General features: G+C 67.0%; 25 protein-coding genes. 15 read left to right on the top strand and 10 right to left on the bottom strand.

Translation table 11 applies throughout. The annotated features are described in order from the left end of the window. Window positions 1–118 precede the first annotated feature (118 nt). Complete coding sequence (locus tag C4N9_RS12610; RefSeq protein WP_109533693.1) at window positions 119–1,408, bottom strand: capsule biosynthesis protein; 1,290 nt, start codon at window positions 1,406–1,408, stop codon at window positions 119–121. Window positions 1,409–1,567: 159 nt separating this feature from the next. Between C4N9_RS12610 and C4N9_RS12605 the strand changes: the two genes are divergently transcribed. After that, the gene (locus tag C4N9_RS12605; protein WP_109533692.1) at window positions 1,568–2,179 is read left to right on the top strand and encodes a riboflavin synthase; all 612 of its coding nucleotides are present in this window, start codon (window positions 1,568–1,570) and stop codon (window positions 2,177–2,179) included. A gap of 135 nt (window positions 2,180–2,314) precedes the next feature. Here C4N9_RS12605 and C4N9_RS12600 read toward each other — a convergent pair whose 3' ends face one another. Continuing rightward, the gene (locus tag C4N9_RS12600) at window positions 2,315–4,129 is read right to left on the bottom strand and encodes an ABC transporter transmembrane domain-containing protein (RefSeq protein WP_109533691.1); all 1,815 of its coding nucleotides are present in this window, start codon (window positions 4,127–4,129) and stop codon (window positions 2,315–2,317) included. Between the two features lie 364 nt (window positions 4,130–4,493). Between C4N9_RS12600 and C4N9_RS12595 the strand changes: the two genes are divergently transcribed. The 3 genes from C4N9_RS12595 (at window position 4,494) to C4N9_RS12585 (ending at window position 8,599) form a co-directional block, all read left to right on the top strand. Further along, window positions 4,494–4,931, top strand: a complete 438-nt coding sequence (locus C4N9_RS12595; protein ID WP_109533690.1) for a universal stress protein — start codon at window positions 4,494–4,496, stop codon at window positions 4,929–4,931. Window positions 4,932–4,947: 16 nt separating this feature from the next. After that, window positions 4,948–6,501 carry an alanine/glycine:cation symporter family protein gene (locus C4N9_RS12590; protein WP_109533689.1) on the top strand — a complete coding sequence of 518 codons (1,554 nt, stop codon included), beginning with the start codon at window positions 4,948–4,950 and terminating at the stop codon, window positions 6,499–6,501. A 154-nt stretch (window positions 6,502–6,655) separates the two neighbouring features. Then, window positions 6,656–8,599 carry a hypothetical protein gene (locus C4N9_RS12585; protein ID WP_109533688.1) on the top strand — a complete coding sequence of 648 codons (1,944 nt, stop codon included), beginning with the start codon at window positions 6,656–6,658 and terminating at the stop codon, window positions 8,597–8,599. A 76-nt stretch (window positions 8,600–8,675) separates the two neighbouring features. Here the strand turns inward: C4N9_RS12585 and C4N9_RS12580 are convergent, their stop codons facing one another. The 3 genes from C4N9_RS12580 to C4N9_RS12570 all read right to left on the bottom strand — a co-directional run bounded on the left by C4N9_RS12580 (window position 8,676) and on the right by C4N9_RS12570 (window position 10,979). Continuing rightward, window positions 8,676–9,470, bottom strand: a complete 795-nt coding sequence (locus C4N9_RS12580; protein WP_109533687.1) for a DODA-type extradiol aromatic ring-opening family dioxygenase — start codon at window positions 9,468–9,470, stop codon at window positions 8,676–8,678. Window positions 9,471–9,524: 54 nt separating this feature from the next. Further along, a complete protein-coding gene (locus C4N9_RS12575) occupies window positions 9,525–9,950 on the bottom strand; it encodes a DoxX family protein (RefSeq protein ID WP_109533686.1) in 426 nt (141 codons plus the stop codon). A 117-nt stretch (window positions 9,951–10,067) separates the two neighbouring features. Beyond that, complete coding sequence (locus tag C4N9_RS12570) at window positions 10,068–10,979, bottom strand: LysR family transcriptional regulator (protein WP_109533685.1); 912 nt, start codon at window positions 10,977–10,979, stop codon at window positions 10,068–10,070. 158 nt (window positions 10,980–11,137) lie between these two features. Here C4N9_RS12570 and C4N9_RS12565 point away from each other — a divergent pair, with 158 nt between their 5' ends. Beyond that, window positions 11,138–12,265: a pentapeptide repeat-containing protein gene (locus C4N9_RS12565; protein WP_109533684.1), complete on the top strand. Its 1,128-nt coding sequence runs from the start codon at window positions 11,138–11,140 to the stop codon at window positions 12,263–12,265. A 62-nt stretch (window positions 12,266–12,327) separates the two neighbouring features. On the opposite strand, the gene clpB is transcribed toward C4N9_RS12565, so the two are convergent. Further along, window positions 12,328–14,943 carry an ATP-dependent chaperone ClpB gene (gene clpB / locus C4N9_RS12560; protein ID WP_109533683.1) on the bottom strand — a complete coding sequence of 872 codons (2,616 nt, stop codon included), beginning with the start codon at window positions 14,941–14,943 and terminating at the stop codon, window positions 12,328–12,330. 171 nt (window positions 14,944–15,114) lie between these two features. Here clpB and C4N9_RS12555 point away from each other — a divergent pair, with 171 nt between their 5' ends. The 10 genes from C4N9_RS12555 to C4N9_RS12510 all read left to right on the top strand — a co-directional run bounded on the left by C4N9_RS12555 (window position 15,115) and on the right by C4N9_RS12510 (window position 23,918). Then, entirely contained in the window at window positions 15,115–15,402 is a 288-nt protein-coding gene (locus C4N9_RS12555) for a PilZ domain-containing protein (RefSeq protein WP_109533682.1), read from the top strand. 146 nt (window positions 15,403–15,548) lie between these two features. Further along, window positions 15,549–16,106, top strand: coding sequence for a NifU family protein (locus tag C4N9_RS12550; RefSeq protein ID WP_109533681.1), 558 nt, complete (start codon window positions 15,549–15,551; stop codon window positions 16,104–16,106). Next, complete coding sequence (gene tsaB, locus C4N9_RS12545; protein ID WP_245902538.1) at window positions 16,096–16,695, top strand: tRNA (adenosine(37)-N6)-threonylcarbamoyltransferase complex dimerization subunit type 1 TsaB; 600 nt, start codon at window positions 16,096–16,098, stop codon at window positions 16,693–16,695. The genes C4N9_RS12550 and tsaB overlap by 11 nt, the downstream gene beginning before the upstream one ends. 140 nt (window positions 16,696–16,835) lie before the next feature. Continuing rightward, window positions 16,836–17,255 carry a GNAT family N-acetyltransferase gene (locus tag C4N9_RS12540; RefSeq protein ID WP_109533680.1) on the top strand — a complete coding sequence of 140 codons (420 nt, stop codon included), beginning with the start codon at window positions 16,836–16,838 and terminating at the stop codon, window positions 17,253–17,255. Between the two features lie 183 nt (window positions 17,256–17,438). Next, a complete protein-coding gene (locus C4N9_RS12535) occupies window positions 17,439–18,434 on the top strand; it encodes a BMP family lipoprotein (RefSeq protein ID WP_109533679.1) in 996 nt (331 codons plus the stop codon). A 12-nt stretch (window positions 18,435–18,446) separates the two neighbouring features. Next, complete coding sequence (locus C4N9_RS12530) at window positions 18,447–20,021, top strand: ABC transporter ATP-binding protein (protein ID WP_245902537.1); 1,575 nt, start codon at window positions 18,447–18,449, stop codon at window positions 20,019–20,021. Then, a complete protein-coding gene (locus C4N9_RS12525; RefSeq protein WP_245902536.1) occupies window positions 20,018–21,115 on the top strand; it encodes an ABC transporter permease in 1,098 nt (365 codons plus the stop codon). The genes C4N9_RS12530 and C4N9_RS12525 overlap by 4 nt, the downstream gene beginning before the upstream one ends. 1 nt (window position 21,116) lies before the next feature. Further along, on the top strand, window positions 21,117–22,082 hold the full coding sequence (locus tag C4N9_RS12520) for an ABC transporter permease (RefSeq protein WP_109533677.1): 966 nt from the start codon (window positions 21,117–21,119) through the stop codon (window positions 22,080–22,082). A 121-nt stretch (window positions 22,083–22,203) separates the two neighbouring features. After that, on the top strand, window positions 22,204–23,124 hold the full coding sequence (locus C4N9_RS12515; RefSeq protein WP_109533676.1) for a sulfite exporter TauE/SafE family protein: 921 nt from the start codon (window positions 22,204–22,206) through the stop codon (window positions 23,122–23,124). Continuing rightward, window positions 23,124–23,918: a TIGR02186 family protein gene (locus C4N9_RS12510; RefSeq protein ID WP_109533675.1), complete on the top strand. Its 795-nt coding sequence runs from the start codon at window positions 23,124–23,126 to the stop codon at window positions 23,916–23,918. Before C4N9_RS12515 ends, C4N9_RS12510 begins: the two co-directional genes overlap by 1 nt. 68 nt (window positions 23,919–23,986) lie before the next feature. Here C4N9_RS12510 and C4N9_RS12505 read toward each other — a convergent pair whose 3' ends face one another. From C4N9_RS12505 to thpR, 4 genes are all read right to left on the bottom strand, one after another. Beyond that, window positions 23,987–24,127 (bottom strand): entericidin A/B family lipoprotein, encoded by a 141-nt coding sequence (locus C4N9_RS12505; protein ID WP_109533674.1) that lies wholly within the window; start codon window positions 24,125–24,127, stop codon window positions 23,987–23,989. Window positions 24,128–24,201: 74 nt separating this feature from the next. Next, a complete protein-coding gene (locus C4N9_RS12500) occupies window positions 24,202–24,936 on the bottom strand; it encodes an SDR family oxidoreductase (protein ID WP_109533673.1) in 735 nt (244 codons plus the stop codon). A 3-nt stretch (window positions 24,937–24,939) separates the two neighbouring features. After that, window positions 24,940–25,176 (bottom strand): Lrp/AsnC ligand binding domain-containing protein, encoded by a 237-nt coding sequence (locus tag C4N9_RS12495; protein ID WP_109533672.1) that lies wholly within the window; start codon window positions 25,174–25,176, stop codon window positions 24,940–24,942. 60 nt (window positions 25,177–25,236) lie between these two features. Further along, on the bottom strand, window positions 25,237–25,779 hold the full coding sequence (gene thpR / locus C4N9_RS12490; RefSeq protein WP_109533671.1) for an RNA 2',3'-cyclic phosphodiesterase: 543 nt from the start codon (window positions 25,777–25,779) through the stop codon (window positions 25,237–25,239). Window positions 25,780–25,827 lie beyond the last annotated feature (48 nt).

Genomic DNA, 25,827 nt, shown 5'->3' with positions numbered 1-25,827 from the left:
GACGTTGCCAGAAGCGGTTGCGCCCGGATTGGCCAAACCGACAAGATAAAGCGCCGGTCGCGGCACGATCGCGCCTATCTGGTAGCGAAAGCAGGGCGCGGGAGGCGGCACCGCGCGCTCAGGGCACCAGCCGCAGGTGTTGCCGAGGTGCCGCACGTCCCGACAGGACGGCGCCATACGGGTCTTCGGGCGACAGGATCATGTCGACCACCTGACGCAGCAATTGCCGCCGGCCGGCCGCTGAATAGAACCCGCCGGGCAATTGCGAGGTTTCCAGCAGGAAGCGCCGATAATCGCGATAGGCGCGCAGGTCGGGCCGCGTGGGCTGGGCGAAAAACTCGGCCAGCGGCTGGGTCGAGACGAATTCCGGCTTGTCATAGACCGCCCCGCCGAACACCTTCAGCGGCATGCCCCGCCACAGCACCTGCTGGGCGGCGGTGGAATTCGTGGTCACCGCGCTGCGGGCATGGTTGAGAAGCTGCGCCAGCTTGCCGCCCCGGATGAAATGGATCCGTCCCTCGACCCCCGCCTCGCGGGCGATGCGGGCGATGTCGGATTTCAGCTGCGTGCGCCCGTCCTCCAGCGGATGGGCCTTGAAGACCAGGTGGTGATGGCGGGGCGCCCCCTCGGCAAAGCCGCGGATCGCGACGTCGAGAAACTCGGTCATCGTCGAGAAGGGGGAATGCTGCTGGAAATTGCTGTCATGCTCCAGCTGCAACAGCGCCAGGTGATAGGGAAAGCCGCCCACCCGGACCCGCCGCGTGGCGAGCCGCCGCTCTACCGCGTGCAGCGGCATCGCCATCAGCCGCTTCAGATGCAGCAGGAATTCCTGCACCACATTCTGCGCCCGGTGCGGGCGGAAACCCTTGTAGCGGCGGTTGGCCAAGAGAATCCGCGCGTGGTAGGCGACGCCGTAAAAGACGTGCTGACGCATGTCGCCCCAATGCGCGGGCGCGTCGATCAGGTCGGTTTCGAACGCCTCCAGCGCGCGGCGCATCTCGGGCACCGACAGCGTCATCAGCCGCGAATTGCCGTTCGAGCCGCCGCGCTCATAGGTCACCCACCACGGGCGCAGATAGCCTTCCTCGAAGATATGCACCTCGATCCCGCGGGCACGGGCATGGCGCACGGCCTCGGCATGGATGAACCGCGTGTCGCCGTACAGGATCAGGTCGGTGATGCGCAGGCGGTCCAGCTCGGCGCCGATGCGCGCGGGCCAGTCCTCCTGCGTGCCCAGATAGGGGATGAAGCCCTGCTTGCCCCAGTAGGCCTCGTCGCCGCGGTTGAAACCGATGCGCCAGACCTCGGCTCCGGCGCTGCGCAACAAGGTGCCCAGCTCGCGGAAGAACGGGCCATGCGGGCCCTGCAACATCAGGAATCGGCGTCCGTCGCCTGTCATCGGTACCATGGTCTGCCTGCGCGCCTGTCGCCCGTTGCGGGCCCGGGTTTTCCCTGTCCGGGGTATCCCCGGGGTGTTCCCCTTGTGTTGAAATGATGCCAGAGATAGCCACATCCATAAAGCGCGAAGATGGCCGAATGATGGCCTAGGAAATCACGGGACCGGCTTATGTTCACAGGCATCATCACCGATATCGGGCGCGTCGTCGCCCTTGAGCAGCGCGGCGACCTGCGCGCGCGGATCGCCACCCGCTACGATGTGGACGGTATCGATATCGGCGCCTCCATCGCCTGCGACGGGGTCTGCCTGACCGTGGTCGCACTGGGGGCCGAGCCGGAAAACTGGTTCGATGTCGACATCTCGGCGGAAACCGTCGCCAAGACGGCCATCGGCCGCAACGGCTGGGCCGCGGGTCGGCGTATCAATCTCGAACGCGCGCTCAAGGTCGGAGACGAGCTGGGCGGGCATATCGTCTCGGGCCATGTCGACGGCGTGGCCGAGGTGATCGCGATGGAGACCGAGGGCGACAGCACCCGCGTCACCTTCCGCGCGCCCGAGGCGCTGGCGCGCTTCATCGCGCCCAAAGGGTCGGTCGCGCTGAACGGGACGTCGCTGACGGTCAACGATGTCGACGGGCGCGATTTCGGCGTCAACCTGATCCCGCATACCCAGGAGGTCACGACCTGGGGCGATGTGAAGACCGGCGACGCGATCAATCTCGAGATCGACACGCTGGCGCGCTACGTGGCGCGGATGCGGGACTGGGATCAGCAGGGCTGAGCGACGCCCGCGCGCCTGCGACCGCACCCGTAGCAATCGGCGCGGCCCGATCTTTGTTCCGCAAATATCCTCGGGGGTGAATTGGCCGCAGGCCAAGAGGGGGCAGACAGCCCCCTTTCTTGTTCCCGTCGGGCGTTACGCCCGGTCGCTCGCAGTCAAATCAGCCGCGCCGAAACCGCCATCGGTGAATTGCAGCCGTGCCAGCCGGGCATACAGTCCACCTTCGGCCACCAGCGCGTCATGCGTGCCGCTGGCGACGATATGGCCGCCTTCGAAGACGACGATCCGGTCGGCCTTGCGCACGGTGGCCAGCCGGTGCGCCACGACCAGCGTGGTGCGGCCTTCGCTCAGCCGGTCGACCGCCTCCTGCACCAGCCGCTCGCTTTCCGCGTCCAGCGCCGAGGTCGCCTCGTCCAGCAACAGCACCGGCGCGTCGCGCAGGATCGCGCGGGCGATGGCGATGCGCTGTTTCTGCCCGCCCGACAGCATCACCCCGCGCTCGCCCAGCTGGGTCTCGTAGCCCTCGGGCAGGGCGGTGATGAAGTCATGTGCGGCGGCGGCCTTCGCGGCCTCGTCGATCTCGGCGTCGGTGGCCTCGGGGCGGCCGAAGCGGATATTCTCGCGCGCGGTGGTGGCGAAGATCACCGGGTCCTGCGGCACCAGCGCCATCGCGCCGCGCAGCTGGGCGCGGCTGAGCTCGCGCAGATCGGTCCCGTCCAGCGTCACGCGGCCCTGTTGCGGGTCGTAAAAGCGCATCAAGAGCTGGATGATCGTCGATTTCCCCGCGCCCGAGGGGCCGACCAGCGCCACGGTCTCGCCCGGCGCCACGCTGAGCGAGATCCCGTCGAGCGCCGATTGCGTCGGCCGCGAGGGATAGTGGAAGCGCACATTCTCGAAGGCCACCGCGCCCCGCACCGGGGCGGCGAGCGCGACGGGCGCGTCGGGATCCTGGATCGTGTCGATGGTTTCCATCAGCTCGACCAGCCGCTCGGTCGCGCCCGCCGCGCGTTGCAGCTCGCCCCAGATCTCCGACAGCGCTCCGACCGAGCCCGCGACCAGCACCGAGTAGATGACGAACTGCACCAGCTCGCCGATGGACATCGTGCCTTCGCGCACGTCGATGGCGCCGATCCACAGCACGCCGACAATGCCCGAGAAGACCAGCGCGATGATCACCACGGTCATCGCCGCGCGGGTCAGGATCCGCACCATGGCGACATCGAAGCTTTTCTCGGTGACACGGTCGAAGGTGGCGATCGAGCGGGTCTCGTGCGTGAAGGCCTGCACGGTCTGCGCCGCGCCCAGCGCCTCCGAGGCGTTGCCCGAGGATTGCGCGATCCAGTCCTGGTTTTCGCGCGACAGGCGGCGCAGGCGGCGGCCCAGCACGACGATGGGCACGATCACTGCCGGCACCAGCAGCAGCACCAGCCCGGTGAGTTTCGGCGAGGTCAGCGCCAGCATCACCAGCCCCCCCACCAGCATCAGCAGGTTCCTGAGCGCGATCGACACCGACGAGCCGACGATCGACTGGATCAGCGTGGTGTCGGTGGTGATGCGCGACAGCACTTCGCCCGACAGGATCTTTTCGAAGAACGCCGGCGACATGCCGATCACGCGGGCGAACAGCGCCTTGCGGATATCGGCCACCACGCGCTCGCCCAGCCGCGTGACCATGTAGTACCGCAGCCCGGTGCCCAGCGCGAGCAGCGCCGCCAGCCCCAGCGCCGCGCCGAAATACTGGTTGAGCAGCTCCAGCGCGCCCTCGCCGAAGCCATCGACCACTCGCCGCACCGCCAGCGGCAGCGCCAGCGAAACCCCGGCGGTCAGCACCAGCGCGACCAGTGCCCCGGCCAGCAGCCCCTTATACGCCCCGAGGAACGGCCAGAGCCCGGCCAGCGCGGCGATCCGGCGCGAGCTTGCGCGCTGTTGCGTGTGCGATGCGTCGCTCATGAAACCCGGCCTCTTTCGTCCTCGTCTAAGGACTTCGCGTTTAGGCGCCCGGCGCCGTCAGGGCAAGCATTGCACGGCCCGGGCGCCGGCGCAGCGCCCTTGTGAGGCCTTGTGACGCAGTGTGAGGCAGGAACCGACCGACCGGACCGGGGCACCGGGACCCGGCGCCGGATCGGGCCTGCGGATCGGGGCTGCGGTGCAAAGCCTGCGCGCGATTTGGAAGAATCTCCCGCATATGCGACACTTTGCCACAGAAATGTCGCAAAAGCCTCCGCCCGGGCCGGGTTTGCGGAGAAAATCCCGCTCTGCTCGGCCTAGGGTTGTCGAAGCCCGGTTTCAACGGGCACAACAGTGGAGAGAAAACATGACAACACCCCCGATCGTCGTTGCCTACGACGGATCCGGCGCCGGAGAACGCGCCGTCACGCTGGCCCAGAGCTTTGCGCAAAGCAGCGGCGCCGCGCTGGTCGTGGCGCATGTGCTTGAATGGTCGCCCTACAGCTTCCTGACCAAGGAAGAGATCGAAGAACGTCACAAGCGGCGCAAGGAAGAGATGACGCGCGCCGAAGACGTTCTGGTCAGCCCGGTCGTGGCAAAGCTGCAGGCGGCGGGACTGACGGTGTCGAGCGATATCCGCTTTGGCCATGTCGCCGAGACGCTGGTCGATATCGCCAAGGCGCGCAACGCCTCGCAGATCGTCATCGGGCGGATCGGCTCGTCGGGGCTGGGGGCGCGGCTGTTCGGCTCCGTCACCGGCACGCTGGCGCAAATCGCCACCGTTCCCGTCACCATCGTGCCCTGAGCCAGCGGAGTTTCCCATGCAACGATTGACCCAACGCGCCGCTCTGGGCGCCTTTCTGACCGCGCTGCCAGCCATGGCGATGGCGCAGGACGAAGCCGCCGCGACCATCGGCGACACCATCAACGACATCTTCGCCGCCTCGACCGGCTGGTTCGTCGCGCTCATCTTCGCCAATGTGCCGGGCACCGGCGTGCCGTGGATCGTCGGCTGGCTGGTGATCGCCGCGGCGGTGTTTTCGCTGTATTTCGGCTTCATCCAGTTTCGCGCCTTCAAACATTCCATCCAGCTTGTGAAGGGCGACTACTCGGATCCCAACGACGCGGGCGAGGTCAGCCATTTCCAGGCGCTGGCGACCGCTTTGTCGGGCACCGTGGGACTGGGCAACATCGCGGGGGTCGCGGTGGCGGTCAGCATCGGCGGGGCCGGGGCCACGTTCTGGATGATCCTCGCGGGCCTGCTGGGCATGGCCACGAAATTCACCGAATGCACGCTGGGCGTTAAGTACCGCAACGAATATCCCGACGGCAGCGTGTCGGGCGGGCCGATGTACTATCTCGACAAGGGGTTCAAGGAACGCGGCCTGCCGCTGGGCAAGTTCATGGCGGTGATGTTCGCGATCTTCTGCGTGCTGGGCGCGATGGGCGGGGGCAACATGTTCCAGGCCAATCAGGCCCATGCGGCGATTTCCGGCGTGGTGGGGGATTATCCCGGCTGGATCACCGGCGTGATCCTGGCGGCGGTGGTCTTCGCCGTCATCATCGGCGGGCTGAAGTCGATCGCGCAGGTGACGGAAAAGGTCGTGCCCTTCATGGGCGTGCTTTACGTGCTGTCGGCGCTGGTCATCATCGCGATGAATCTCGACATGGTGGGCGAGGCCTTCCGCGAGATCTTCGCGGGCGCTTTCACCGGGCTGGGCGTCACCGGCGGCATCATCGGCGCGCTGATCCAGGGCTTCCGCCGCGCCGCGTTCTCGAACGAGGCGGGGATCGGCTCGGCCGCCATCGCCCACTCGGCGGTGCGCACCAAGGAGCCGATCACCGAGGGCTTCGTGTCGCTGCTGGAACCCTTCATCGACACGGTGGTGATCTGCACCATGACCTCGCTGGTCATCATCATCACCGGGCAATTGATGGTGAACCCTGAGACCGGTCTCTACATCCTGAACGACAGCGGCGGGATCGCCACGGTGGGCGACACGTCGGGCGTGGCGCTGACGGCGGCGGCGTTCAGCTCGGTCTTCGGCTGGTTCGGCTATGTGCTGGCCGTCGCGGTGTTCCTGTTCGCCTTCTCGACCATGATCTCGTGGAGCTATTACGGCCTCAAGGCATGGACCTACCTGTTCGGCGAAGGCAAGGGCAAGGAGCTGGTCTTCAAGCTGCTGTTTTGCTTTTTCGTGATCGTCGGCGCGGCGTCGAGCCTCGGCGCGGTTCTGGACTTCTCGGACGCGGCCCTGTTCGCGATGGGCGTCGTGAACATCATCGGGCTGTATTTCCTGATGCCGGTCGTCAAACGCGAGCTGGCCAGCTATCAGGCGCGGCTGAAATCGGGCGAAATCAAGAAGTTCAAATAACGCTTCAGGCGGGCCCGGCGACGATGCCGGGCCCGTTCGCTGTCACGCGCCGCACACGTCTTGCTGGCGCTTTGGTGAACGTCCTCCCCCTTGGCCTGTGATCGCCGATTGGGCAGTGTGGCGTCGAAGATATCCTTCGCCCGGAGTTCCCCGAATGCTTTTTCATCTGCCCCATTCCCGTCTGCGCCGCCGCCTGCGCAACACCGTGATCCTGTCGCTGAGCGGCCTTGCGCTGGCCATGCCGCTGCACGCCGAAACCGCGATCAACGCCGTCACGCTGTCGACCGCCGGGCTTGCGATGATCGAGGCCGAGGGCCAGATGGGCGTCGAGCCGATCACCCTGTCGGTCGCGCGCGACGATATCGACGATTTCCTGAAAAGCCTGTGGGTGCTCGATCCCGCCGGGGCCGTGCCTTTCGTGACGATGACCGGGCCCGGCAGTTTCGAGGACGCTTTCGCGCATTTCCCCTTCGCGCCGCAGGATGTGACCGATCCGGTCCGGCTGTTCGGCACGATGATCGGCGCGCCGCTGATCGTCGAGCGCCGGGGCGAGCAATGGCAGGGCCTCAACATGGGCGTCACGCAGCGCGAGGGCGAGCATGGCACCGTGCCTGTGCTGAACCTGCAGGCCGAGGACGGAACGTTGCACAGTTTCGAGATGGACGACGCGCTGGGCGTGCGCTTCGCCGATGCGGCCGATCAGGCCACGCTGAGCGATGCGCTGCGGGCGTGGCGGGCCTCGGCCAATCCGCGCCGGGTCGAGCTGACGCTCGACAGCGAGGACCGCACCCCGCGCGATGTGGGGCTGGTCTATCTGCAGGACGCGCCGCTCTGGCGCACAGCGTGGCGCGCGGTCGATACCGATGAGGGCATTCGCCTGATCGGCTGGGCGGTGGTGGAAAACACCACCGGCATCGACTGGGACAATATCCAGCTGACGCTGGCGACGGGCTCGGTTCGCGCGATCGAGGCGCAGCTTTACGCGCGCACCTATGCCCATCGCGAACAGGCGGGCGATTATCCCGCGCCCGCGCCGATGATCGCCGCCGAGCCGCAATTCCGCGGCGCGATTGCCGAGATGGCCCCGTCAGGCGGGCGCGCGGCGATGGCTGACATGGCCGACAGCGCGGCCTCGGTTTCGGTCAGTGCCGATGACGGCGACAGCTTCAGCCGCTTCACGCTGGGCACGCCGGTGACGCTGGCCGCGGGGCAGATGATGAGCGTGCCGTTCCTGTCCGAAGACCTGCCCGATGCGCGGCTGGTCCTGTATCGCGGCGGGCAGGGGGATGTGCATCCGGTGATCGCGCTGTCCCTGGAAAACCCGCTGCCGCTGCGTCTGCCCGCGGGCGTGCTGACGCTCTACGAGGATGGGCGCGGCCATGCCGGGGATGCGATGATCCCCGAACTGGCGCCGGGCGCGACCGAGATCGTCGATTTCGCCCGCGACACGGCGGTCGAGGTGCGCGAGGAAACCACCAGTACCGAAGCCGTGCGAGAGATGCGCATCGCGGGCGGGATGCTGCATGTGTCCGAGGATCTGGAGCGCCGCGTCACCTACCGGATCGAAGGCGCCGCCGACGAGGCGCGCGAGGTCACGATCGACCACCCGCGCCGCGCGGGCTGGCGCGTGAGCAGCGCGACGGGCCCCGAAGAGCGCCCCGATGCCTGGCGCTGGGTGGTCGAGGTCCCGGCGGGCGAGCGCGCGCAGCTGGTCGTGACCGAGCGCCAGCCACGCACCCGCCGGGTCGGTGTGCTGGACATGGACGTGCCGACGCTGGCCTATTGGGAAGGCCGCGCGGTCAGCGACGAGGTGCGCGAGACGCTGGCCCGCATCGCCGAGCTGCGCCGCGAGGTGCTGGAGAGCGAGAATGCGCAGCGCCGTCTGGCGGGCGAGGTTCAGGCGCTGGAGCGTGAACAGGAGCGGCTGGTCAACCTGATCGTTCAACTGGGCGATGACAGCCAGGCCAACCGCGAGCGCCGGGCGCGGGTCGATGCCATCGACGCCGAGATCGTGCAGGCGCGCGACGCCAGCGAGGCAGCGGGCGAGCGGGTCGAGACCCTGCGCGCGCAGATCCGCGAGATCGTCGGGGCACGCTAAGCGCTCACGGCGCCCCAGAAAAAACGGCCACCGGGGTTCCGGTGGCCGTTTCTCGTGGTCGGGACGCCTTTGGCGGTCAGCCGAAGCGATAGCTCGACGCGGTGACGCCGCCCATCAGGTCGACATCGTGGTAGATCCGCGTGGCAGGTTCGCCCTCGGCCGCGCCCAGGGCGGCGAAGAGGGGGACGAAATGGTCCTCCTGCGCGTGGCAGGTGCGGGCATGGGGGGCCTCTTCCCAGTGCAGAAGCGCCTCGGTCCGGGCCTCGGGCTCATGCGCGAGCGTGTCGCCCAGCCATGCGTCGAAGGCCTCGGACGGGACTTTCGCGCCTGGCCCGAAAAGGCGCAGGTTATGAAAGCTCAGCCCCGACCCCACGATCATAACGCCCTCGTCGCGCAAGGGCGCCAGCGCGCGGCCCATCGCGAAATGCTCTTCGGGCGAATACCCTTTGCGCAGCGACACCTGATAGACCGGGACATCGGCCTGCGGATACATGATGTAGAGCGGCGCGAAAGTGCCGTGGTCGAAGCCCTGTTCGGTATCCAGCCGGCTGGGCAGGCCCGCCTTTTGCAACAGCGCCATCGTGCGCTGCGCCAGCTCGGGGGCGCCGGGGGCGGGATAGGTTATCTCGTAGGTTTCCTTGGGGAAGCCGTAATAATCGTAGACCATCGGCGGCTTCGGCGCGGCCATCACGGCGAAGCTGTCGTCCTCCCAATGGCCGGAAATCGACAGCACGGCCCTGGGCTTTTCGGGCAGGTCCTCGACCATCTGCCGCAGGCTGGCCTCGAGATTGTGGAATTGCGCGCGCATCTGCGGGATCCACGGCCAGGGGCCGCCGCCATGCGAGATGAAATAGGTGGGAAGGCGCGTCATGGGGATGCTCCGTCAGACGGTGAGGGCGGCAGGCCGCCGCCCCCGTGGTTGCGGTCAGTCGCGGCGCAGGGCCCAGGCACCGCCGCCCAGCAGGGCCTGCACCACCAGCACGATGGTCCAGAACGCGGTGTATTCCCAGCCGCCGCCTTCGTTCGAGAAGAAGAAGCCGTTGGCGCCGTGGCCGAAATAGCCCGCGCCGATCATCAGCGGGATGAAGGCGACCGAAACCCAGCGGGTCCAGAGGCCGGCGATCAGCGCGGCACCGCCAAGGATCTCGGCCGCGATGGTGACATAGCCCAGGAACGCGGGCAGGCCGATGGCGGCGAAATATTGCGCGGTGCCGGCGGGGGTGAAGACGGAGTACTTCATCCAGCCATGCAGGATGAACAGAACGCCCATCGAGACCCGCAGGATCAGGGCGGCGAGCTCGGCATTGGTGATCTTGCCGGCGGAAAGATCGGAAGCGGTGGCAGTGGTCATTGTCGGTCTCCAAGGTCTGATGCGGCGGCGTTGCGCCTGATGAGCCTCAGATGTCATGCAAGAGATCGGATTGTAATCCGGTGAGATGGCAGATCATTCCTTCCAATTAGGAAGTAATCAGCCGGGCATCCGGTCGGGGAGGACCAGCAACGGGTCGTGACGGATGAAATCGTCGCTGAGGTAGTCGATCAGCAGCCGGACCTTGCGCGGCAGATGCCGCCCGGCGGGATACATCGCGAAAACCCCCATCGGTGCGGGCTCATAATCGGTCAGAAGCTCGCGCACGCGCCCCTCGGCGATGCTGGGAAGGGCCGCGAAACCCGGTACGCGGGCGATGCCCAGCCCCTGTTCGGCGGCCAGAAGGCAGGCCACGCCGTTGGAATAGCGCAGCCGCCCCGAGACGATGACGCTGCGGTCGGCAAAGCGCCAATGCGTGGGTTCGCGCAGGTTGGTGTCCAGAATGCAGGCATGGCGGGTCAGCGCATCGGGCGTCTCGACCGGGCCGTTGCACGCCAGGTATTCGGGGCTGGCCAGCGTGATGATCCGCACCCGGCCCAGTTTGCGCGCGATCAGCGAGGAATCGGCGGGCGTGCCCACGCGGATCGCCGCGTCGAAGCCTTCATCAACCAGATTGACGTAGCGGTCGGTGAACGAGACATCCATCTCGATCCCCGGAAAGGTCAGCGCGAAATCGTTGAGCGCACGGGTCAGCTGGATCGTGCCCAGAGACAGCGGCGCCGAGAGCCGCAGCCGCCCGCGCGGTGCCTCGCCCGCATCGCGCAGCGTCTGGTCCAGCGCGTCAAGATCGCCGACGATGTTGCGGATCTGGGCGAAATAGGTCTGTCCCAGCTCGGTCGGGGCCAGCGCGCGCGTGGTGCGGTTCATCAGTCGCGTGCCCAGCTCGGCCTCGAGCGCGGAGACGAGTTTCGAGGCCTGCCCCGAACTGGTCCCCAGCTTTCGCGCGGCGGCGGCGAAACTTCCGGTCTCCATGACCGCGATGAACATCCGATCGGCGGCGAGCCTGTCCATGCCACAACTCCTGATACTTATACACGTCACTGAAAGTTCGTCTAACATGCAAGGGGGCAGGCGACACCCGGCTTTGCATCGGGGCATCGCCCGGGCATCGTCCTTCCGTGGCGTCAGGTTCGACAGGGCGGGGCTGCAGGCAAGGGAAGCGAAGGCAGATGAAACTCTTCAGGCCGCTCTCGAAGCCGCATATGTGGGAAACCGAAGCCGAGGCGCGCGGGACGCTGATGCCCGACATGCTGGCCCGTGAGCGCCGGCTGGCCGATCAGAAGATCGAGCAGGATCTGAAGCAGCGCCGCGCAGAGGAGGAAAGGCGCGCCAAGGAACAGGCCCGGCGCGCGGAGATCGCGGCGCGGCAGGATCTGTCGCTTGAGCGGCCGGCGAAGCATGCGCCGCCGGCAAGCCCCGAACCGCTGGAGCGCGCGCTTGCCCGGGGGCAATGTCGTTTCGACGATGCCAGTCTCGATTTCGACGGGGCCGAGGTCAGTCTCGATCTGGCCGGGATGAGTTTCCGGGGAGCCAGTCTGCGCAACGTGCGTTTCTCGGCAGCGTCGTCGCTGGAGGCCGCGAACTTCGCCGGGGCGCGGCTACACAATGTCACTTTTGCGCCGGGCTGCACCTGCCGGAATACGAATTTCGCCCGTGCCGAGTTCAGAAATGTGACTTTTGAAGAAGGCTGTATTGTCACCCGCGCGTCGTTTCAGGGGCTGGCCTATGTGCAGGGCTGGACGGTTCAGCTGGACGCCAACGCGGTCGCAGGGACGGACCTGTCGCGCACCGGCAGCGACTGGGTCAGGCTGAGCCGACGCTATCGCGGCATGGCGCAGGTACTGGGCATGATCCTGTCGCTGGGCTATGGCGCGGTGCTGATCCTGAAGATTTTCCTGCTGGCCACCCTGGCGCAAGGGCAGAGCTGGGCGCTGGACGCGGCAGCGCTTGGCGGGGCTGGCGTGCCCGAGGGACTGCCCGCGGGAGTGCGAGAGGGAGTGCGGGGCGTCCCCGTCTGGCGGCTGGCTTTCGAGGGGTTCATGCCGGGCGATTATTCCCTGCTCATCGCGCTTCTGATCGCGCTGCATCAGGGGGCGCGGTACGTCGTGACGACGCGGCTGGCCCCGCTTCTGGATCTGCAGCGCTATGACGGGGTGACGCCACCGCGCGAGGCCTTCGCGATGCTCGCGGTGCTGGACCGCCTGACCGCCCTTCTGGGTTTCGTCGTCGTGGTGATCTTCTCGGCGAACCTTTATCTGGCCGCGACCTCGGTGATCTATCTGGGCGCGCTGCCCTGAGAAATCGCCCTGAGAAACGGGAAAGGGCGCCGGCATCGAGGCGCCCTTTCAGGCCTTGGCGGTCAGTGAACGACCTTCATGCGCGGCAGGTCGTCGTCATCGGCGAAACTCTCGCCGTTGATGATCAGCCCGGCGGGACCGGCCGAAACCGGGACCTCGGCGCCGTCCAGAACCGTGCCGCCCAGAAGCATCTCGGCCAGCGGGTCCTGCAGGTAGCGCTGAATCACGCGCTTCAGGGGCCGGGCGCCATAGACCGGGTCGTAGCCCTTGTCGGCCAGCCACGTCATCGCCGCATCGTCCAGCGTCAGCGTGATCTTGCGCGATTCCAGACGCTTCATCAGACGCTTCAGCTGGATGCGGACGATGCCGTCCATATCCTCGCGCCTCAGGCGGTCGAAGATCACCGTCTCGTCTAGCCGGTTCAGGAACTCGGGCCGGAAATGCGCGCGGACCGCTTCCATGACATGCGCCTTCGCCTCGGAGACGTCGGTGCCGTCGGGCAGCGTGCTGAGCGCCTGCGACCCCAGGTTCGAGGTCAGGATGATCAGCGTCTGCTTGAAGTCCACGGTGCGGCCCTGGCTGTCGGTCAGGACACCGTCATCAAGCACCTGCAGCAGCACGTTGAACACGTCCGGATGGGCTTTTTCGACCTCGTCGAACAGCACGACCTGATAGGGCCGGCGCCGCACGGCTTCGGTCAGAACGCCGCCCTCGTCATAGCCGACATAGCCCGGAGGCGCGCCGATCAGGCGGGCGACGGCGTGTTTCTCCATGTATTCCGACATGTCGATCCGCACCATCGCCTGATCGTCATCGAACAGGAACTCGGCCACCGCCTTGGTCAGCTCGGTTTTCCCCACGCCGGTCGGCCCGAGGAACAGGAACGAGCCCAGCGGGCGGTTCTCATCGTTGAGCCCCGCGCGCGCCCGGCGGACGGCATTCGCCACCGCGTGAACGGCGTGGTGCTGGCCGATGACCCGCTTGTGCAGACCGTCTTCCATGCGCAGAAGCTTCTCGCGCTCGCCTTCCAGCATCTTGGTCGTCGGAATGCCGGTCCAGCGTTCGACCACCTCGGCGATCTCGTCGGGGCGCACGGCGTCGCCCACCAGCTTCTCGGCCTCGCGCGCTTCGGCCTCGGTCAGCGCGCGCTCCAGCTCGGGGATCGTGCCGTATTGCAGCTCGCCCGCCTTGGCGAAATCGCCCACCCGCTTGGCGTGATCAAGGTCGAGCCGGGCTTTCTCGAGCTTCTCCTTGAGCCCCCGCGCAGCTTCGAGCGCGTCGCGCTCGGCCTGCCAGGTCGCGGTCATCTCGGCCGATTTCTGCTGCAGATCGGCCAGTTCGACCTCGATCTTGCCCAGACGGTCGCGGCTGGCCGCGTCGTCTTCCTTGCGCAGGGCTTCGACCTCGATCTGCTTTTGCAGGATGTCGCGGTCCAGCGCGTCCAGCTCTTCGGGCTTGCTGTCGATCTGCATCCGCAGCCGCGAGGCGGCCTCGTCCACAAGGTCGATCGCCTTGTCGGGCAGGAAGCGGTCGGTGATGTAGCGATGCGACAGCGTCGCCGCCGCCACCAGCGCCGAGTCCGAGATCCGCACGCCGTGGTGCAGCTCGTACTTTTCCTTGATGCCGCGCAGGATCGAGATCGTGTCCTCGACCGTGGGCTCAGCCACGAAAACCGGCTGGAAACGCCGGGCCAGAGCCGCGTCCTTTTCGACATGCTTGCGGTATTCATCAAGCGTGGTCGCGCCGATGCAATGCAGCTCACCCCGCGCCAGCGCCGGCTTGATCAGATTCGCGGCATCCATCGCGCCTTCGGATTTGCCCGCGCCCACCAGCGTGTGCATCTCGTCGATGAACAGCACGATTTCGCCCGCCGCGGCGGTGATCTCGTTCAAGACGCCCTTCAGACGTTCCTCGAACTCGCCGCGATACTTGGCACCCGCGATCAGCGCGCCCATGTCCAGCGCCATCAGCGTCTTGTCGCGCAAGGATTCCGGCACGTCGCCGTTGACGATGCGCAGGGCCAGACCCTCGGCAATCGCGGTTTTCCCGACGCCGGGTTCCCCGATCAGCACGGGGTTGTTCTTGGAACGGCGGCTGAGCACCTGCATGGCGCGGCGGATTTCCTCGTCGCGGCCGATGATCGGGTCGATCTTGCCGTCGCGCGCGGCCTGGGTCAGGTCGCGGGCGTATTTCTTCAGCGCCTCGAAGCTGTCCTCGGCATTGGCGCTGTCGGCAGTGCGGCCCTTGCGGATGTCGTTGATCGCGGCATTGAGCGCCTGCGCGGTCACGGCGCCGGTATCGAGCGCCTCCTTGGCGGGCGACTTGACCATGGCCAGCGCCATCAGCAGGCGTTCGACGGGCACGTAGCTGTCGCCCGCTTTCTGCGCCAGTTTCTCGGCCTCGTCGAGGACGCGCACCAGCGCGCTGTCGGTATAGACCTGCCCGACATCGCCGGAAACCTTGGCATGCTTGCCGACGGCCAGATCGGTCGCCTGAACGACGCGTTCGGGATTGCCCCCGGCGCGGCGGATCAGGTTCGACGCCATGCCCTGATCGTCATCCATCAGAGCCTTCAGCAGGTGTTCGGGGGTCAGCCGCTGATGCTGTTCGCGCGCGGCGATGGTGTTGGCGGCCTGGAGGAATCCACGCGCCCGTTCCGTGAACTTTTCAAGGTTCATCGCAGTCTCCATGTCAAAGCGCCCGGCTGTCGCGGAACGCCCGTCGCGGCGCGTCCCTCTTGCGGGCCTCAGGTCCTAGATGGGGATCGCTTCGGGCCAATCAAGAGCGCTGTTAACGGCACGGCAACCTCTTGGGCGGACAGTGAAGAAAAAGCCATCGGGAGAACGAAGATGCCGAATCGCGCGTTGCGGCTGTCGACGCGGGCCTTCGTCCAGGTTCGGGCGCCCATGGGCGCCTTCGACGCCACGCTGGGCAACGTCTCGTCCGGCGGGGCGCGGCTTCTGGGCGTGCCCGACCGGATGCTGCGGATCAGCGACTGGGTGGCCATCCACGCCGCGGGCCTGAGCCTGAGCGCGGAAGTCCGCTGGCATTTCGACGATACCTGCGGGGTGATGTTCGAAGACCCGCTGACGGATTGCCAGATCACGATGATCCTGGGCGGGCGGGGGCTGTATTAGGGCCTGGAACGACGACGGGGCACAGACCTGCGCAGGGGCGGGCTCGGCCGACCGCAGGCCCGTGCCGACATCCGGCGTGGCCGAACGGCTCTTCCTTGACTTGCAGGGCGGTCATACGCATATCCCCGGTGAAACGGAGGCCCGCCATGTTCATCCAGACCGAATCCACCCCGAACCCTGCCACGCTGAAATTCCTGCCCGGACAAGACGTTCTGGGTCAGGGCACGGCCGATTTCCCCGACCGCGACAGCGCGGCCTCCTCGCCGCTTGCGCAGGCGGTCTTCGCCGCGCCGGGTGTCACGGCCGTGTTTCTGGGCGCCGATTTCGTCACCGTGACCAAGGATGCCAGCGCCGACTGGTCGCATGTGAAGCCCTCGGTTCTGGGGGCGATCCTTGAACATTTCCAGTCGGGCCGCCCCGCGATCGAGGGCGAAACCGAAGCCGCCCATGTCACCCAGGACGGCCCCGATGGCGAAGTCGTGGACCAGATCAAGGAATTGCTGGATACCCGCGTGCGTCCCGCCGTGGCGCAGGATGGCGGCGACATCACGTTCCACGGCTTTGATCGCGGCGTGGTCTATCTGCACATGAAAGGCGCCTGCGCGGGCTGCCCGTCATCGACGATGACGCTGAAAATGGGCATCGAGAACCTGCTGCGCCACTACATCCCCGAAGTGACCGAGGTTCGCCCGGTTGCCGTCTGACAGCGGACGGGCGGGGGACACCATACTCGCCTTCGACACGTCGGGGCCCTGGCTGAGCGGCGCGGTGCTGCAGGGCGGGCAGGTGCGCGCGCAGGCGGAACAGCCGTTGCCCAAAGGGCAGGGCGAGGCTCTGGTCGGCTTTCTCGAGGAGCTCCTGGCCGAGGCGGGTCTCGGCTGGGAGGATCTCGACGCGCTGGGCGCGGGCACCGGGCCGGGGAATTTTACCGGCATCCGCATCACCACTTCCACCGCGCGCGGCCTGGCGCTGGGGCTGGGCATCCCGGCCATCGGCGTCGACCGCTTCAGCGCGCTGGCGCTCGACGGGCCGGATCTGCCGGTCGTCCTGCCGGCGATGCGCGGCGCCGTCTGGATCCGTGAGACGCCCGCGGCCACGCCCGTGCAATCGGACAGCCCGCCCGCTTTCCATATCGGCGAGGGTGGGACGCCCCCCGCGCATCCACTGGCCGTGGCGATTGCCCGGATCGCGGCCATGCGGATGGATACCCCGCAGCCCCGGCCCGCGCCCGCCTATCTGCGCGCGCCCGATGCCGCGCCGCCTTCCGAACGCCCGCCCGCCCTTCTGGACTGAGCCTGCTCATGGATCCCGCGCGGCGCGCAGCGCCGCGGCCGGTCGCGCGAGACCTGCGCGCCGGAGGCGTGCCGGGCGAGGGCGAAACCCCTCACCCGTCCCCTCTGGCCGCCGCGCCCGCAAGCGGCTAAGCCCGCCGCATGACACCCGATCAGCTTGCCGCCCTCCATGCCCGCGCCTTCACCACGCCCGCCCCGTGGCGCGCCGGGAGTTTCGCTGCGCTTCTGGACAGCCCGCATGTCTTCCTGACCGCCGATGCCGATCACCGCAGCTTCGCACTGGGCCGCGTCGTCGCGGGCGAGGCCGAGTTGCTCACGCTGGCCACCGATCCCGCTTGCCGGCGGCAGGGGCTGGCCCGCGCGCGGCTCGACGCCTTCGATGCCGAAGCCCGCGCCCGGGGGGCAGAACGCGCGTTTCTGGAAGTGGCCGAGGACAATGCCGCCGCCCGCGCGCTCTATGCCGCCTGCGGCTGGACGGCACAGGGACGCAGGCCCGGCTATTACGTCGCGCCAACCGGTGCCAGCGTCGCGGCATTGATCCTTTGCAAGTCCTTCGCCTGAGATTTAACCTGCCGGTTACCAGACGATTCCCTGATTTGTCCGTTTGGTAAAAATCGCTTGACGGGCTGCAAGGACGTGGACCTAACTTGACCCCTGTGCGGTCGGATCCGCTTCGATCCGGCGGATCGGCCGATAGAGGGACCGCGACCGCGGCATGACGACCCAACTGGGAGAAAAAACCACATGAAACTGACCCGCACATTTCTTGGCGCCACCGCCACGCTGGCGCTGACGGCTGGTGTCGCCTGGGCCGATCCGGCGCTGATCTACGATCTCGGCGGCAAGTTCGACCGCTCGTTCAACGAAGCCGCCTTCGGCGGTGCGCAGCGCTGGGCCGACGAGACCGGCGGCGAGTATCGCGATATCGAGATGCAGTCGGAAGCGCAGCGCGAACAGGCGATCCGCCGCTTCGCCGAGGCCGGCTACAACCCGGTCGTGATGACCGGCTTCTCGATGGCCACGCCGCTGGAAACCGTCGCCGCCGATTATCCCGACACCAACTTCGTCATCATCGACGGCGTGGTCGACCTGCCCAACGTGCGGTCGGTCGTCTTCACCGAGCATGAAGGCTCGTACCTCGTCGGCATGATGGCCGCCATGGCCTCGGAAACCGGCACCGTCAGCTTCGTCGGCGGCATGGACATCCCGCTGATCCGCCGCTTCGCCTGCGGCTACGCGCAGGGCGTCGTCGCGGCAAACCCCGAAGCCAACGTGATCGTCAACTATACTGGCACCACCCCCGCCGCCTGGAACGACCCGGTGCGCGGCGGCGAGATCACCTCGTCGCAGATCAGCCAGGGCTCGGACGTGGTCTTCGCCGCTGCCGGCGGGACCGGCGTGGGCGTGCTGCAGACCGCCGCCGATGCCGGCATCCTGTCGATCGGCGTCGATTCGAACCAGAACCACCTGCATCCCGGCCAGGTTCTGACCTCGATGGTCAAGCGCGTCGACAACGCCGTCTATGAAGCCTTCACCGCCGGTGAAGATCTGGAAACGGGCCTCGTCGTCATGGATCTGGCCGCCGGTGGCGTGGGCTATGCGCTTGACGACAACAACGCCGAGCTGGTGACCGCCGACATGCAGGAAGCGCTGGACGCGGCCTCGGCCGCCATTGCCTCGGGCGAGACGGTTGTGCACGACTACATGTCGGACAACACCTGCCCTGTTTCGGTCGAGTAAGGCGGAAGCAGGATGGTCGCTGACGTGACCGGCACCGGGATGGCGGGGGCGGCGGATGCCGCCCCCGCCATCGAGCTTCGCGGGATCTCGAAGGCCTTCGGCCCGGTCCAGGCGAACAAGGACATCAACATCCGGGTGCGCAAGGGCACCATTCACGGCATCATCGGCGAGAACGGCGCCGGGAAATCGACGCTGATGTCGATCCTGTACGGCTTCTACAAGGCCGATTCCGGCGAGATCCTGATCGACGGCAAGCCCACGCAGATTTCCGACAGCCAGGACGCGATCCGCGCCGGCATCGGCATGGTGTTCCAGCATTTCAAGCTGGTCGAGAATTTCACCGTGCTGGAAAACGTCATTCTGGGCGCCGAGGGCAATGCATTGCTCAAGCCGTCCAAGGCCCGCGCGCGCAAGCTTCTGACCCAGCTTGCGGCGGATTACGAACTCAGCGTCGATCCCGACGCCGTGGTCGAGGATCTGGGGGTGGGCAACCAGCAGCGCGTCGAGATCCTCAAGGCGCTCTACCGCGAGGCCAACATCCTGATCCTCGACGAGCCGACCGGCGTGCTGACGCCCGCCGAAGCCGATCACCTGTTCCGCATCCTTCAGGGGCTGAAAGAGCAGGGCAAGACGATCATCCTGATCACCCACAAGCTGCGCGAGATCATGGAAGTGACCGACGAGGTCAGCGTGATGCGGCGCGGCGAGATGGTGGCGACGGTCAAGACCGCCGAGACCAGCCCCACCGAGCTGGCCGAACTGATGGTCGGACGCAAGGTGCTGCTGGATGTGCAGAAGGCCCCGGCGCAGCCCGGCGAGGTCGTCCTGTCGGCGCGCAACCTCAAGGTCGTGGACCGGCACGGCGTGGAAAAGCTGCGCGGCATTGATCTGGACATCCGCCGGGGCGAGATCCTGGGTATTGCGGGCGTGGCCGGGAACGGCCAGTCCGAGCTTCTGGAAGTGCTGGCGGGCATGATCCCCGGCACCGGCGAGGTCACGCTTCTGGGCAAGCCCCTGGACCTGTCGCTGAAGCGCGACAACGCGCGCACCCGGCGCGAGGATTCGGTGGGCCATGTGCACGAGGACCGTCATCGCTGCGGCCTGATCCTGGATTTCATGGCCTGGGAAAACATCGCCTTCGGTCACCATAACGCGCCCGAATACCAGAAGAACGCGCTGTTGATGGACAACCACGCGATCCTTGAGGACGCGAAGGGCAAGATCGAACGCTTCGATGTGCGCCCGCCCAATCCGATGCTGACCGCCGAGAGTTTTTCGGGCGGCAACCAGCAGAAGATCGTCCTGGCCCGCGAGATCGAGCGCAATCCCGACCTGTTGCTGGTGGGTCAGCCGACGCGCGGCGTCGATATCGGCGCCATCGAGTTCATCCACAAGCGGCTCATCGAGCTGCGCGATCAGGGCAAGGCGATCCTGCTCGTCTCGGTCGAGCTGGACGAGATCTTCGGCCTGTCCGACCGCATCGCGGTCATGTTCGACGGCCGGATCATGGGCGAGCGCGAGCCCGAGAAGACCGACAGGCAGGAGCTGGGCCTGTTGATGGCCGGCGTGACGGGGGATGCGGCATGAGTTCGACACGGATGCCGAAATGGGCCGACGTCCTGCTCGTCCCGCTGTTTTCGCTGCTGATCGCCTTCGCGATCTCGGCGCTGGTGATCCTGGCCATCGGCGAGGACCCGGTCGAGGCGCTGGTCATCATGGTGCGCGGCTCGCTGGGGTCGACCTATGGCTGGGGCTACACGCTTTATTACACGACCAATTTCCTGCTGACCGGGCTGGCCGTGGCGATCGCCTTTCAGGCACGGCTGTTCAATATCGGCGGCGAGGGGCAGGCGCTGATCGGCGGTCTGGGCGTCGCTCTGGTCTGCCTGTTCATCCCGTGGCCCAACTGGTGGACGGCGATGATTGCCGCGATCCTTGCCTCGGCCGCGTTCGGCGCGCTCTGGGCGGCGATCCCGGCTTTCCTGCAGGCCAAGCGGGGCAGCCATATCGTCATCACCACGATCATGTTCAACTTCATCGCCGCGTCGGTGATGAACTACATGCTCAGCCATGTCCTGCGCCCGCCGACCGCGATGGACCCGGCCACGGCTCGGTTCGACGACGTGCTGCGCCTGCCGCGGCTGCATGACATCCTGGGCCTTGTGGGGATCGAATTCTCGCGCTCGGGGCCGGCGAACATCATGCTGTTCGTGGCGCTTCTGTTCTGCGGGCTGGCCTATATGCTGATGTGGCGCACGCGGCTGGGTTTCGAGATCCGGGCCTTCGGCCAATCCGAACCGGCGGCGCATTACGCGGGCATTTCGGGCGTCAAGATCATCATGGTCGCGATGCTGATCTCGGGCGCGCTGGCGGGGACGATGGCGGTCAACTCGGTCATGGGCGGCCCGCAGCGGCTGGTTCTGAACGCGGTCGAGGGCGCGGGCTTCATCGGCATCGCCGTGGCGCTGATGGGCCGTTCGCACCCGATCGGGATCATCGCGCCGGCACTGTTGTTCGGGTTCCTCTATCAGGGCGGCGGCGAGCTGGCGATCGAAACGACCATTCCGCGCGAGATGATCATCGTCATCCAGGCGCTGGTCATCATGTTCACGGGGGCCCTGGACAACATGGTCCGACAACCGCTGGAAGCCGTCTTCCTGCGCCTGCGGCGGAGGGGCTGACATGGATCTTGCAACCATCGTCCAGATCCTCGAATCCACCCTGCGGCTGGCGACGCCCCTGCTGTTCGCCTGTCTGGCCGGGCTGTTTTCGGAACGCGCGGGCATCGTCGATATCGGGCTCGAGGGGAAACTGCTGATCGCGGCCTTCTTCTCGGCCGCCATCGCCTTCGTCACCGGCTCGGCCTGGCTGGGCCTGCTGGCGGGTATCGCCGCCTCGGTCGTGTTCTCGCTGATCCACGGCATCGCCTCGATCACCTTCCGGGGCAACCAGCTGATCTCGGGCGTGGCGATCAACTTCCTCGCCTCGGGGATGAGCGTGGTCATCGCGCAAAGCTGGTTCCGGCAGGGCGGGCGCACGCCGTCGCTGATGGGCGAGGGGCGTTTCCCGCCGCTGGAGCTGCCCTTTGCCGACGCGGTGGCGGATGTGCCCGTCATCGGCCCGCTTTACAGCGAGATCCTGTCGGGGAACTCGATCCTCGTCTTCGTGGGGCTTCTGGCCGTACCGGCGACATGGTGGGTGCTCTACCGCTCGCGCTTTGGTCTGCGGATGCGCGCGGTGGGCGAGAACCCGGCGGCGGTCGATACGGCGGGCATCTCGGTCGTCCGTCTGCGCTATTACGCGATCCTGATCGCGGGCGTGCTGTGCGGCATCGGCGGGGCCTACCTGTCGACCTCGCTGGCGGCGGGCTTCGTGCGCGAGATGTCGGCGGGTCGGGGCTATATCGCGCTGGCGGCGCTGATCTTCGCCAAGTGGCGGCCGTGGCAGGCGCTGTTCGCGGTGCTGTTGTTCGGCGCGCTGGAAGCCATCGCCAACCGCTGGCCGAACCTGGATCTGGGCTTCATCACGCTGCCCAACCAGGTCATGACGGCGCTGCCCTATATCCTGACGGTGATCATTCTGGCCGGCTTCGTGGGCAAGGCAATCCCGCCGCGCGCGGGCGGCGAACCCTACGTCAAGGAGCGCTGAGCGCGCCGCCCCCGTCCGCGCGCAAAGAGGCGGGCGGGGCTATAACAGAAATGTATCCCCGATACATAAATTTCATGGAAAAGCCCCTGTTAAGCACAGGGGCTTTATCCTATTCAAAGCCATGTTGATCTACCTGCCCATCGCCGAGGTCTCGACAAACCTCTTTACCCTGCTGGGGGTTGGCGCGGGTGTGGGCATGCTGTCGGGCATGTTCGGGGTAGGCGGCGGTTTCCTGATCACGCCGCTTCTGTTCTTCATCGGCATCCCCCCCGCCGTGGCCGTCGCGACCGGCGCGAACCAGGTCGTGGCCTCGTCGATTTCCGGCGTTCTGGCGCATCTGCGGCGCAAGACCGTCGATCTGAAGATGGGCACCGTGCTGCTGATCGGCGGTCTTATCGGCTCGTCTTTCGGGATCGTGCTGTTCCGCTGGCTCAGCGCGCTGGGCCAGGTCGATCTGGCCGTGCAGCTGAGCTACGTGCTGTTTCTGGGCATCGTCGGCGCGCTGATGCTGCAGGAAAGCGTGCGGGCCTGGTACCGGACCAAGAAGGTCGGTGCGAAGCGGCGCAAGCTGCACCAGCACACCTGGGTCCACGCGCTGCCCTTCAAGATGAAGTTCCGCGTCTCGGGCCTGTATATCAGTGTCATTCCCCCGATCCTGGTCGGCGCCTCGGTCGGCGTCCTGTCGGCGGTGATGGGCGTCGGCGGCGGCTTCATCATGGTGCCGGCGATGATCTACCTGCTGGGGATGCCCACCAAGGTGGTTGTCGGCACCTCCCTGTTCCAGATCATCTTTACCACCGCCTATACGACGATCATGCACGCCGTGACCGGGCACAGCGTCGATATCATGCTGGCCACGTTCCTGATCCTGGGCGGGGTGATCGGCGCGCAGCTGGGCACGCAGATCGGGCTGCGCCTGAAGGCCGAGCAATTGCGCATCCTGCTGGCGCTTCTGGTGCTGGCGGTCTGCATCAAGGTGGCGCTGGACCTGCTGATCCGCCCTGACGAGCTGTATTCGATCACCATCGCGGGGGGCCTGTGATGGCGCGCGCGTGGCTGGCCGGGCTGCTTTTGCTTCTGGGTTCGCTGCCCCTGGGCGCGAGCGAGATCATCGGCGCGCTCAGCCAGAACCGGGTGTCGCTGACGGCGAATTTCTCGGGGTCCGAGATCCTGATCTTCGGCGCCATCCGCCGCAGCGCCGACGAGGTCCTCGCCGAGGCCGAGGCGGAAGCGGCCGGGCTTGAGGATTTCGACGTCGTCGTGGTGATCGAGGGCCCGCGCCAGCGGACCGAGGTCTGGCGCAAGGACCGCGTCGCGGGCATCTGGATGAACGTGGATTCGGTGACGCTGGCCTCGGTTCCGTCCTTTTACGCGGTGGCGACCAGCGCGCCCCTGACCGAGATCCTGTCGCCCGAGGAAGACGAGATCTACCGCATCTCGCCCCGGCAGGCGATCCGCGCCGAGCAGGCGGGGGACGGCTCGCCCGAAGCGCTGCTCTTTGCCGAAGCCTTGCTCAGGATCCGCGAACGCACGGCGCATTTCATGACGCTCGACCGCTTCGTCCATGTCGATGAAGGCATCCTGTTTCGCGCCAATGTACGGCTGCCGCCGAACCTGACCGAGGGCGCCTATACGACGCGGATGTACCTGATGCAGGGCGGGCAGGTGGTCAGCCAGTACCGCACGGCGATTTTCGTGCGCAAGGACGGGCTGGAGCGCTGGCTTTACGAGCTGGCCTATGAACAGCCGTTCCTCTATGGCCTGCTGGCCCTGGTCATCGCGCTGATCGCGGGCTGGGCGGCATCGGCGGTGTTCCGGCTGATCCGGCAATCGTGACCCGCTGAAAGACGGGCGCCGGCCTCGACACGAGACCGGCGCGGACCTTCGGGCGGATCGGACGCCGGTTACAGGTCGTTCTGGACCTGCTGCGCGCCGGTGCTCACGGCCTGCCCGGCGGATTGCAGATCGCGGCCTGCGCCCTGCACGGTTTCACAGGCCGACAGCATCGCGGCAGCGACGATAAGAAGCGGGATCAGGGTTTTCATGGCGGTCTCTCTTGTGACGTCTTGCTGAATGGAACCCGGCAGGGGGCGAAATGGTTCCCGCGCGCGTTACCCCGTCATCCCCGGCCCAGCCACGGCATGTTGGTGGCCATGATCGTCAGGAAGGGGATATTCGCGCCCTTGGGCTGGCTGGCCATGTGCAGCACCGCCTCGGTCACCTGCGGCAGGTCCATCATCGGCTCGGCACGGACCGAGCCATCGGCCTGCGGCATCCCCTTGGCGATCTGGGCCGCAAGGTCCGTGCGCACATTGCCGATATCGATCTGTCCCGCCGCGATGTCGAAGGGCCGCCCGTCCAGCGCCAGCGTCTTCGTCAGTCCCGTTACCGCGTGCTTGGTCGCGGTATAGGCGACCGAGCCGGGGCGCGGCGCATGGGCGCTGACCGAGCCGTTATTGATGATCCGCCCGCCCGCCGGCTCCTGCCGCCGCATCTGGCCGAAAGCGGCGCGGGCGCACAGGAACATGCCGGTCAGGTTAACGTCGACCATGCTGCGCCAGTCGGTGACGGACATCTCGTCGATCAGCTGGCCGGGCAGCATCCGGCCGGCATTGTTGAACAGCACGTCGAGCCGCCCGAAGCGCCGGGCAATGGCCCCGAAGGCTGCGTCGACCGCGTCCTCGTCGGTGACGTCGCAGGGCAGGGGCAGGGCGGTCTGATGCTCGCCCGCCACCTCGGCCAGCGCGTCGGCGCGGCGGGCCAGTAGCGCGACCTCCCAGCCCTTCGACAGGAACAGCTCGGCCGTCGCGCGCCCGATCCCCGCGCTGGCGCCGGTGATGGCGATGACCGGCATCGCTCAGAACGCCTTGAAGGTCATGGTGGTGAGCGTGCGCACGATATCGGGGATGTCGAACAGCTTCTCGCTCAGGTAATGGCCGACATCGGCGTCGGAGGGGATGTAGATCTTGGCGATCAGGTCCCAGTCGCCCGAGGTCGAGAACAGCTCGGACACGATTTCGCGGTCATAGATCGCCGTGGCGACCTCGTAGGTCTTGCCGGGCGTGCAGCGGAACTGGACGAAGACGCAATTCATGGGGGACTCCTGTGATTGGCCGCAGGTTAGGCCGGGGGCGCGTGCGGGCGCAAGATGGGCTCAGCCCCGAAGCGGGTATTCCGCCAGCGGATCGTAGACCGGCCCGTCCGCGCGCAGGGTCGAGCGGTACAGCACCAAAGTCTCCGCGAGCCAAGGCTGCGAGGTGACCTCGCCCAGCGCGCCCAGAGCCCGCGCCAGCGTCTCGGGACCGACCTCGTGCTTGCGCAGCCGTCCCAGCGTGATGTGGGGGACGAATTTTCGCGCCTTGACCGCGATCCCGGCCTCGCGCGCGGCGCGGGTCAGCTTGGCGCTGAGCGCGCTCAGGGCGGGATCGTCGGCGAGCCGGGCATGGACGGCGTCGGGCTCGTTGCCGCCGAAACTGCCCAGCCCGTCAAGCCGCAGGCGCGGCGCGGGCAGGGTCATCGTCTCGATCGCATGGTGCAGCTCTTCGAGCAGCGGTTCGGGCTGGCGATCAAGGAACGTCAGGGTGACGTGGAAATTCTCGTAGGGGATGGGCCGGGGCAGCGGCAGCCGGTGTTGCAGCGCCGAAAGGCGCAGTCGGATGTCGTCGGGCACCGGCAGGGCAAGAAAGGCACGGATCATTCGCCAAGGGCTATCTTCGGACTTGCGCCAGATCAAGGCAAAGCCGGG

It is taken from the genome of Pararhodobacter marinus (genome assembly GCF_003122215.1).
GTDB lineage: Bacteria > Pseudomonadota > Alphaproteobacteria > Rhodobacterales > Rhodobacteraceae > Pararhodobacter > Pararhodobacter marinus.
The sequence above is the reverse complement of the archived record's forward strand: the minus strand, read 5'-3'. Positions and strand labels throughout refer to the sequence as shown.

Bases quoted from the DNA above. Each gene is read 5' to 3' on its own strand.
- C4N9_RS12585 (WP_109533688.1), top strand. From the start codon at position 6,656: ATGCTTTTTCATCTGCCCCATTCCCGTCTGCGCCGCCGCCTGCGCAAC.
- C4N9_RS12530 (WP_245902537.1), top strand. From the start codon at position 18,447: ATGGTCGCTGACGTGACCGGCACCGGGATGGCGGGGGCGGCGGATGCC.
- clpB (WP_109533683.1), bottom strand. From the start codon at position 14,943: ATGAACCTTGAAAAGTTCACGGAACGGGCGCGTGGATTCCTCCAGGCC.
- C4N9_RS12570 (WP_109533685.1), bottom strand. From the start codon at position 10,979: ATGGACAGGCTCGCCGCCGATCGGATGTTCATCGCGGTCATGGAGACC.
- C4N9_RS12505 (WP_109533674.1), bottom strand. From the start codon at position 24,127: ATGAAAACCCTGATCCCGCTTCTTATCGTCGCTGCCGCGATGCTGTCG.
- C4N9_RS12515 (WP_109533676.1), top strand. From the start codon at position 22,204: ATGTTGATCTACCTGCCCATCGCCGAGGTCTCGACAAACCTCTTTACC.
- C4N9_RS12590 (WP_109533689.1), top strand. From the start codon at position 4,948: ATGCAACGATTGACCCAACGCGCCGCTCTGGGCGCCTTTCTGACCGCG.
- C4N9_RS12540 (WP_109533680.1), top strand. From the start codon at position 16,836: ATGACACCCGATCAGCTTGCCGCCCTCCATGCCCGCGCCTTCACCACG.
- C4N9_RS12525 (WP_245902536.1), top strand. From the start codon at position 20,018: ATGAGTTCGACACGGATGCCGAAATGGGCCGACGTCCTGCTCGTCCCG.
- C4N9_RS12595 (WP_109533690.1), top strand. From the start codon at position 4,494: ATGACAACACCCCCGATCGTCGTTGCCTACGACGGATCCGGCGCCGGA.
- C4N9_RS12610 (WP_109533693.1), bottom strand. From the start codon at position 1,408: ATGGTACCGATGACAGGCGACGGACGCCGATTCCTGATGTTGCAGGGC.
- C4N9_RS12535 (WP_109533679.1), top strand. From the start codon at position 17,439: ATGAAACTGACCCGCACATTTCTTGGCGCCACCGCCACGCTGGCGCTG.
- C4N9_RS12495 (WP_109533672.1), bottom strand. From the start codon at position 25,176: ATGAATTGCGTCTTCGTCCAGTTCCGCTGCACGCCCGGCAAGACCTAC.
- C4N9_RS12550 (WP_109533681.1), top strand. From the start codon at position 15,549: ATGTTCATCCAGACCGAATCCACCCCGAACCCTGCCACGCTGAAATTC.
- C4N9_RS12565 (WP_109533684.1), top strand. From the start codon at position 11,138: ATGAAACTCTTCAGGCCGCTCTCGAAGCCGCATATGTGGGAAACCGAA.
- C4N9_RS12520 (WP_109533677.1), top strand. From the start codon at position 21,117: ATGGATCTTGCAACCATCGTCCAGATCCTCGAATCCACCCTGCGGCTG.
- C4N9_RS12575 (WP_109533686.1), bottom strand. From the start codon at position 9,950: ATGACCACTGCCACCGCTTCCGATCTTTCCGCCGGCAAGATCACCAAT.
- C4N9_RS12510 (WP_109533675.1), top strand. From the start codon at position 23,124: ATGGCGCGCGCGTGGCTGGCCGGGCTGCTTTTGCTTCTGGGTTCGCTG.
- C4N9_RS12580 (WP_109533687.1), bottom strand. From the start codon at position 9,470: ATGACGCGCCTTCCCACCTATTTCATCTCGCATGGCGGCGGCCCCTGG.
- C4N9_RS12605 (WP_109533692.1), top strand. From the start codon at position 1,568: ATGTTCACAGGCATCATCACCGATATCGGGCGCGTCGTCGCCCTTGAG.
- C4N9_RS12555 (WP_109533682.1), top strand. From the start codon at position 15,115: ATGCCGAATCGCGCGTTGCGGCTGTCGACGCGGGCCTTCGTCCAGGTT.
- C4N9_RS12600 (WP_109533691.1), bottom strand. From the start codon at position 4,129: ATGAGCGACGCATCGCACACGCAACAGCGCGCAAGCTCGCGCCGGATC.
- thpR (WP_109533671.1), bottom strand. From the start codon at position 25,779: ATGATCCGTGCCTTTCTTGCCCTGCCGGTGCCCGACGACATCCGACTG.
- C4N9_RS12500 (WP_109533673.1), bottom strand. From the start codon at position 24,936: ATGCCGGTCATCGCCATCACCGGCGCCAGCGCGGGGATCGGGCGCGCG.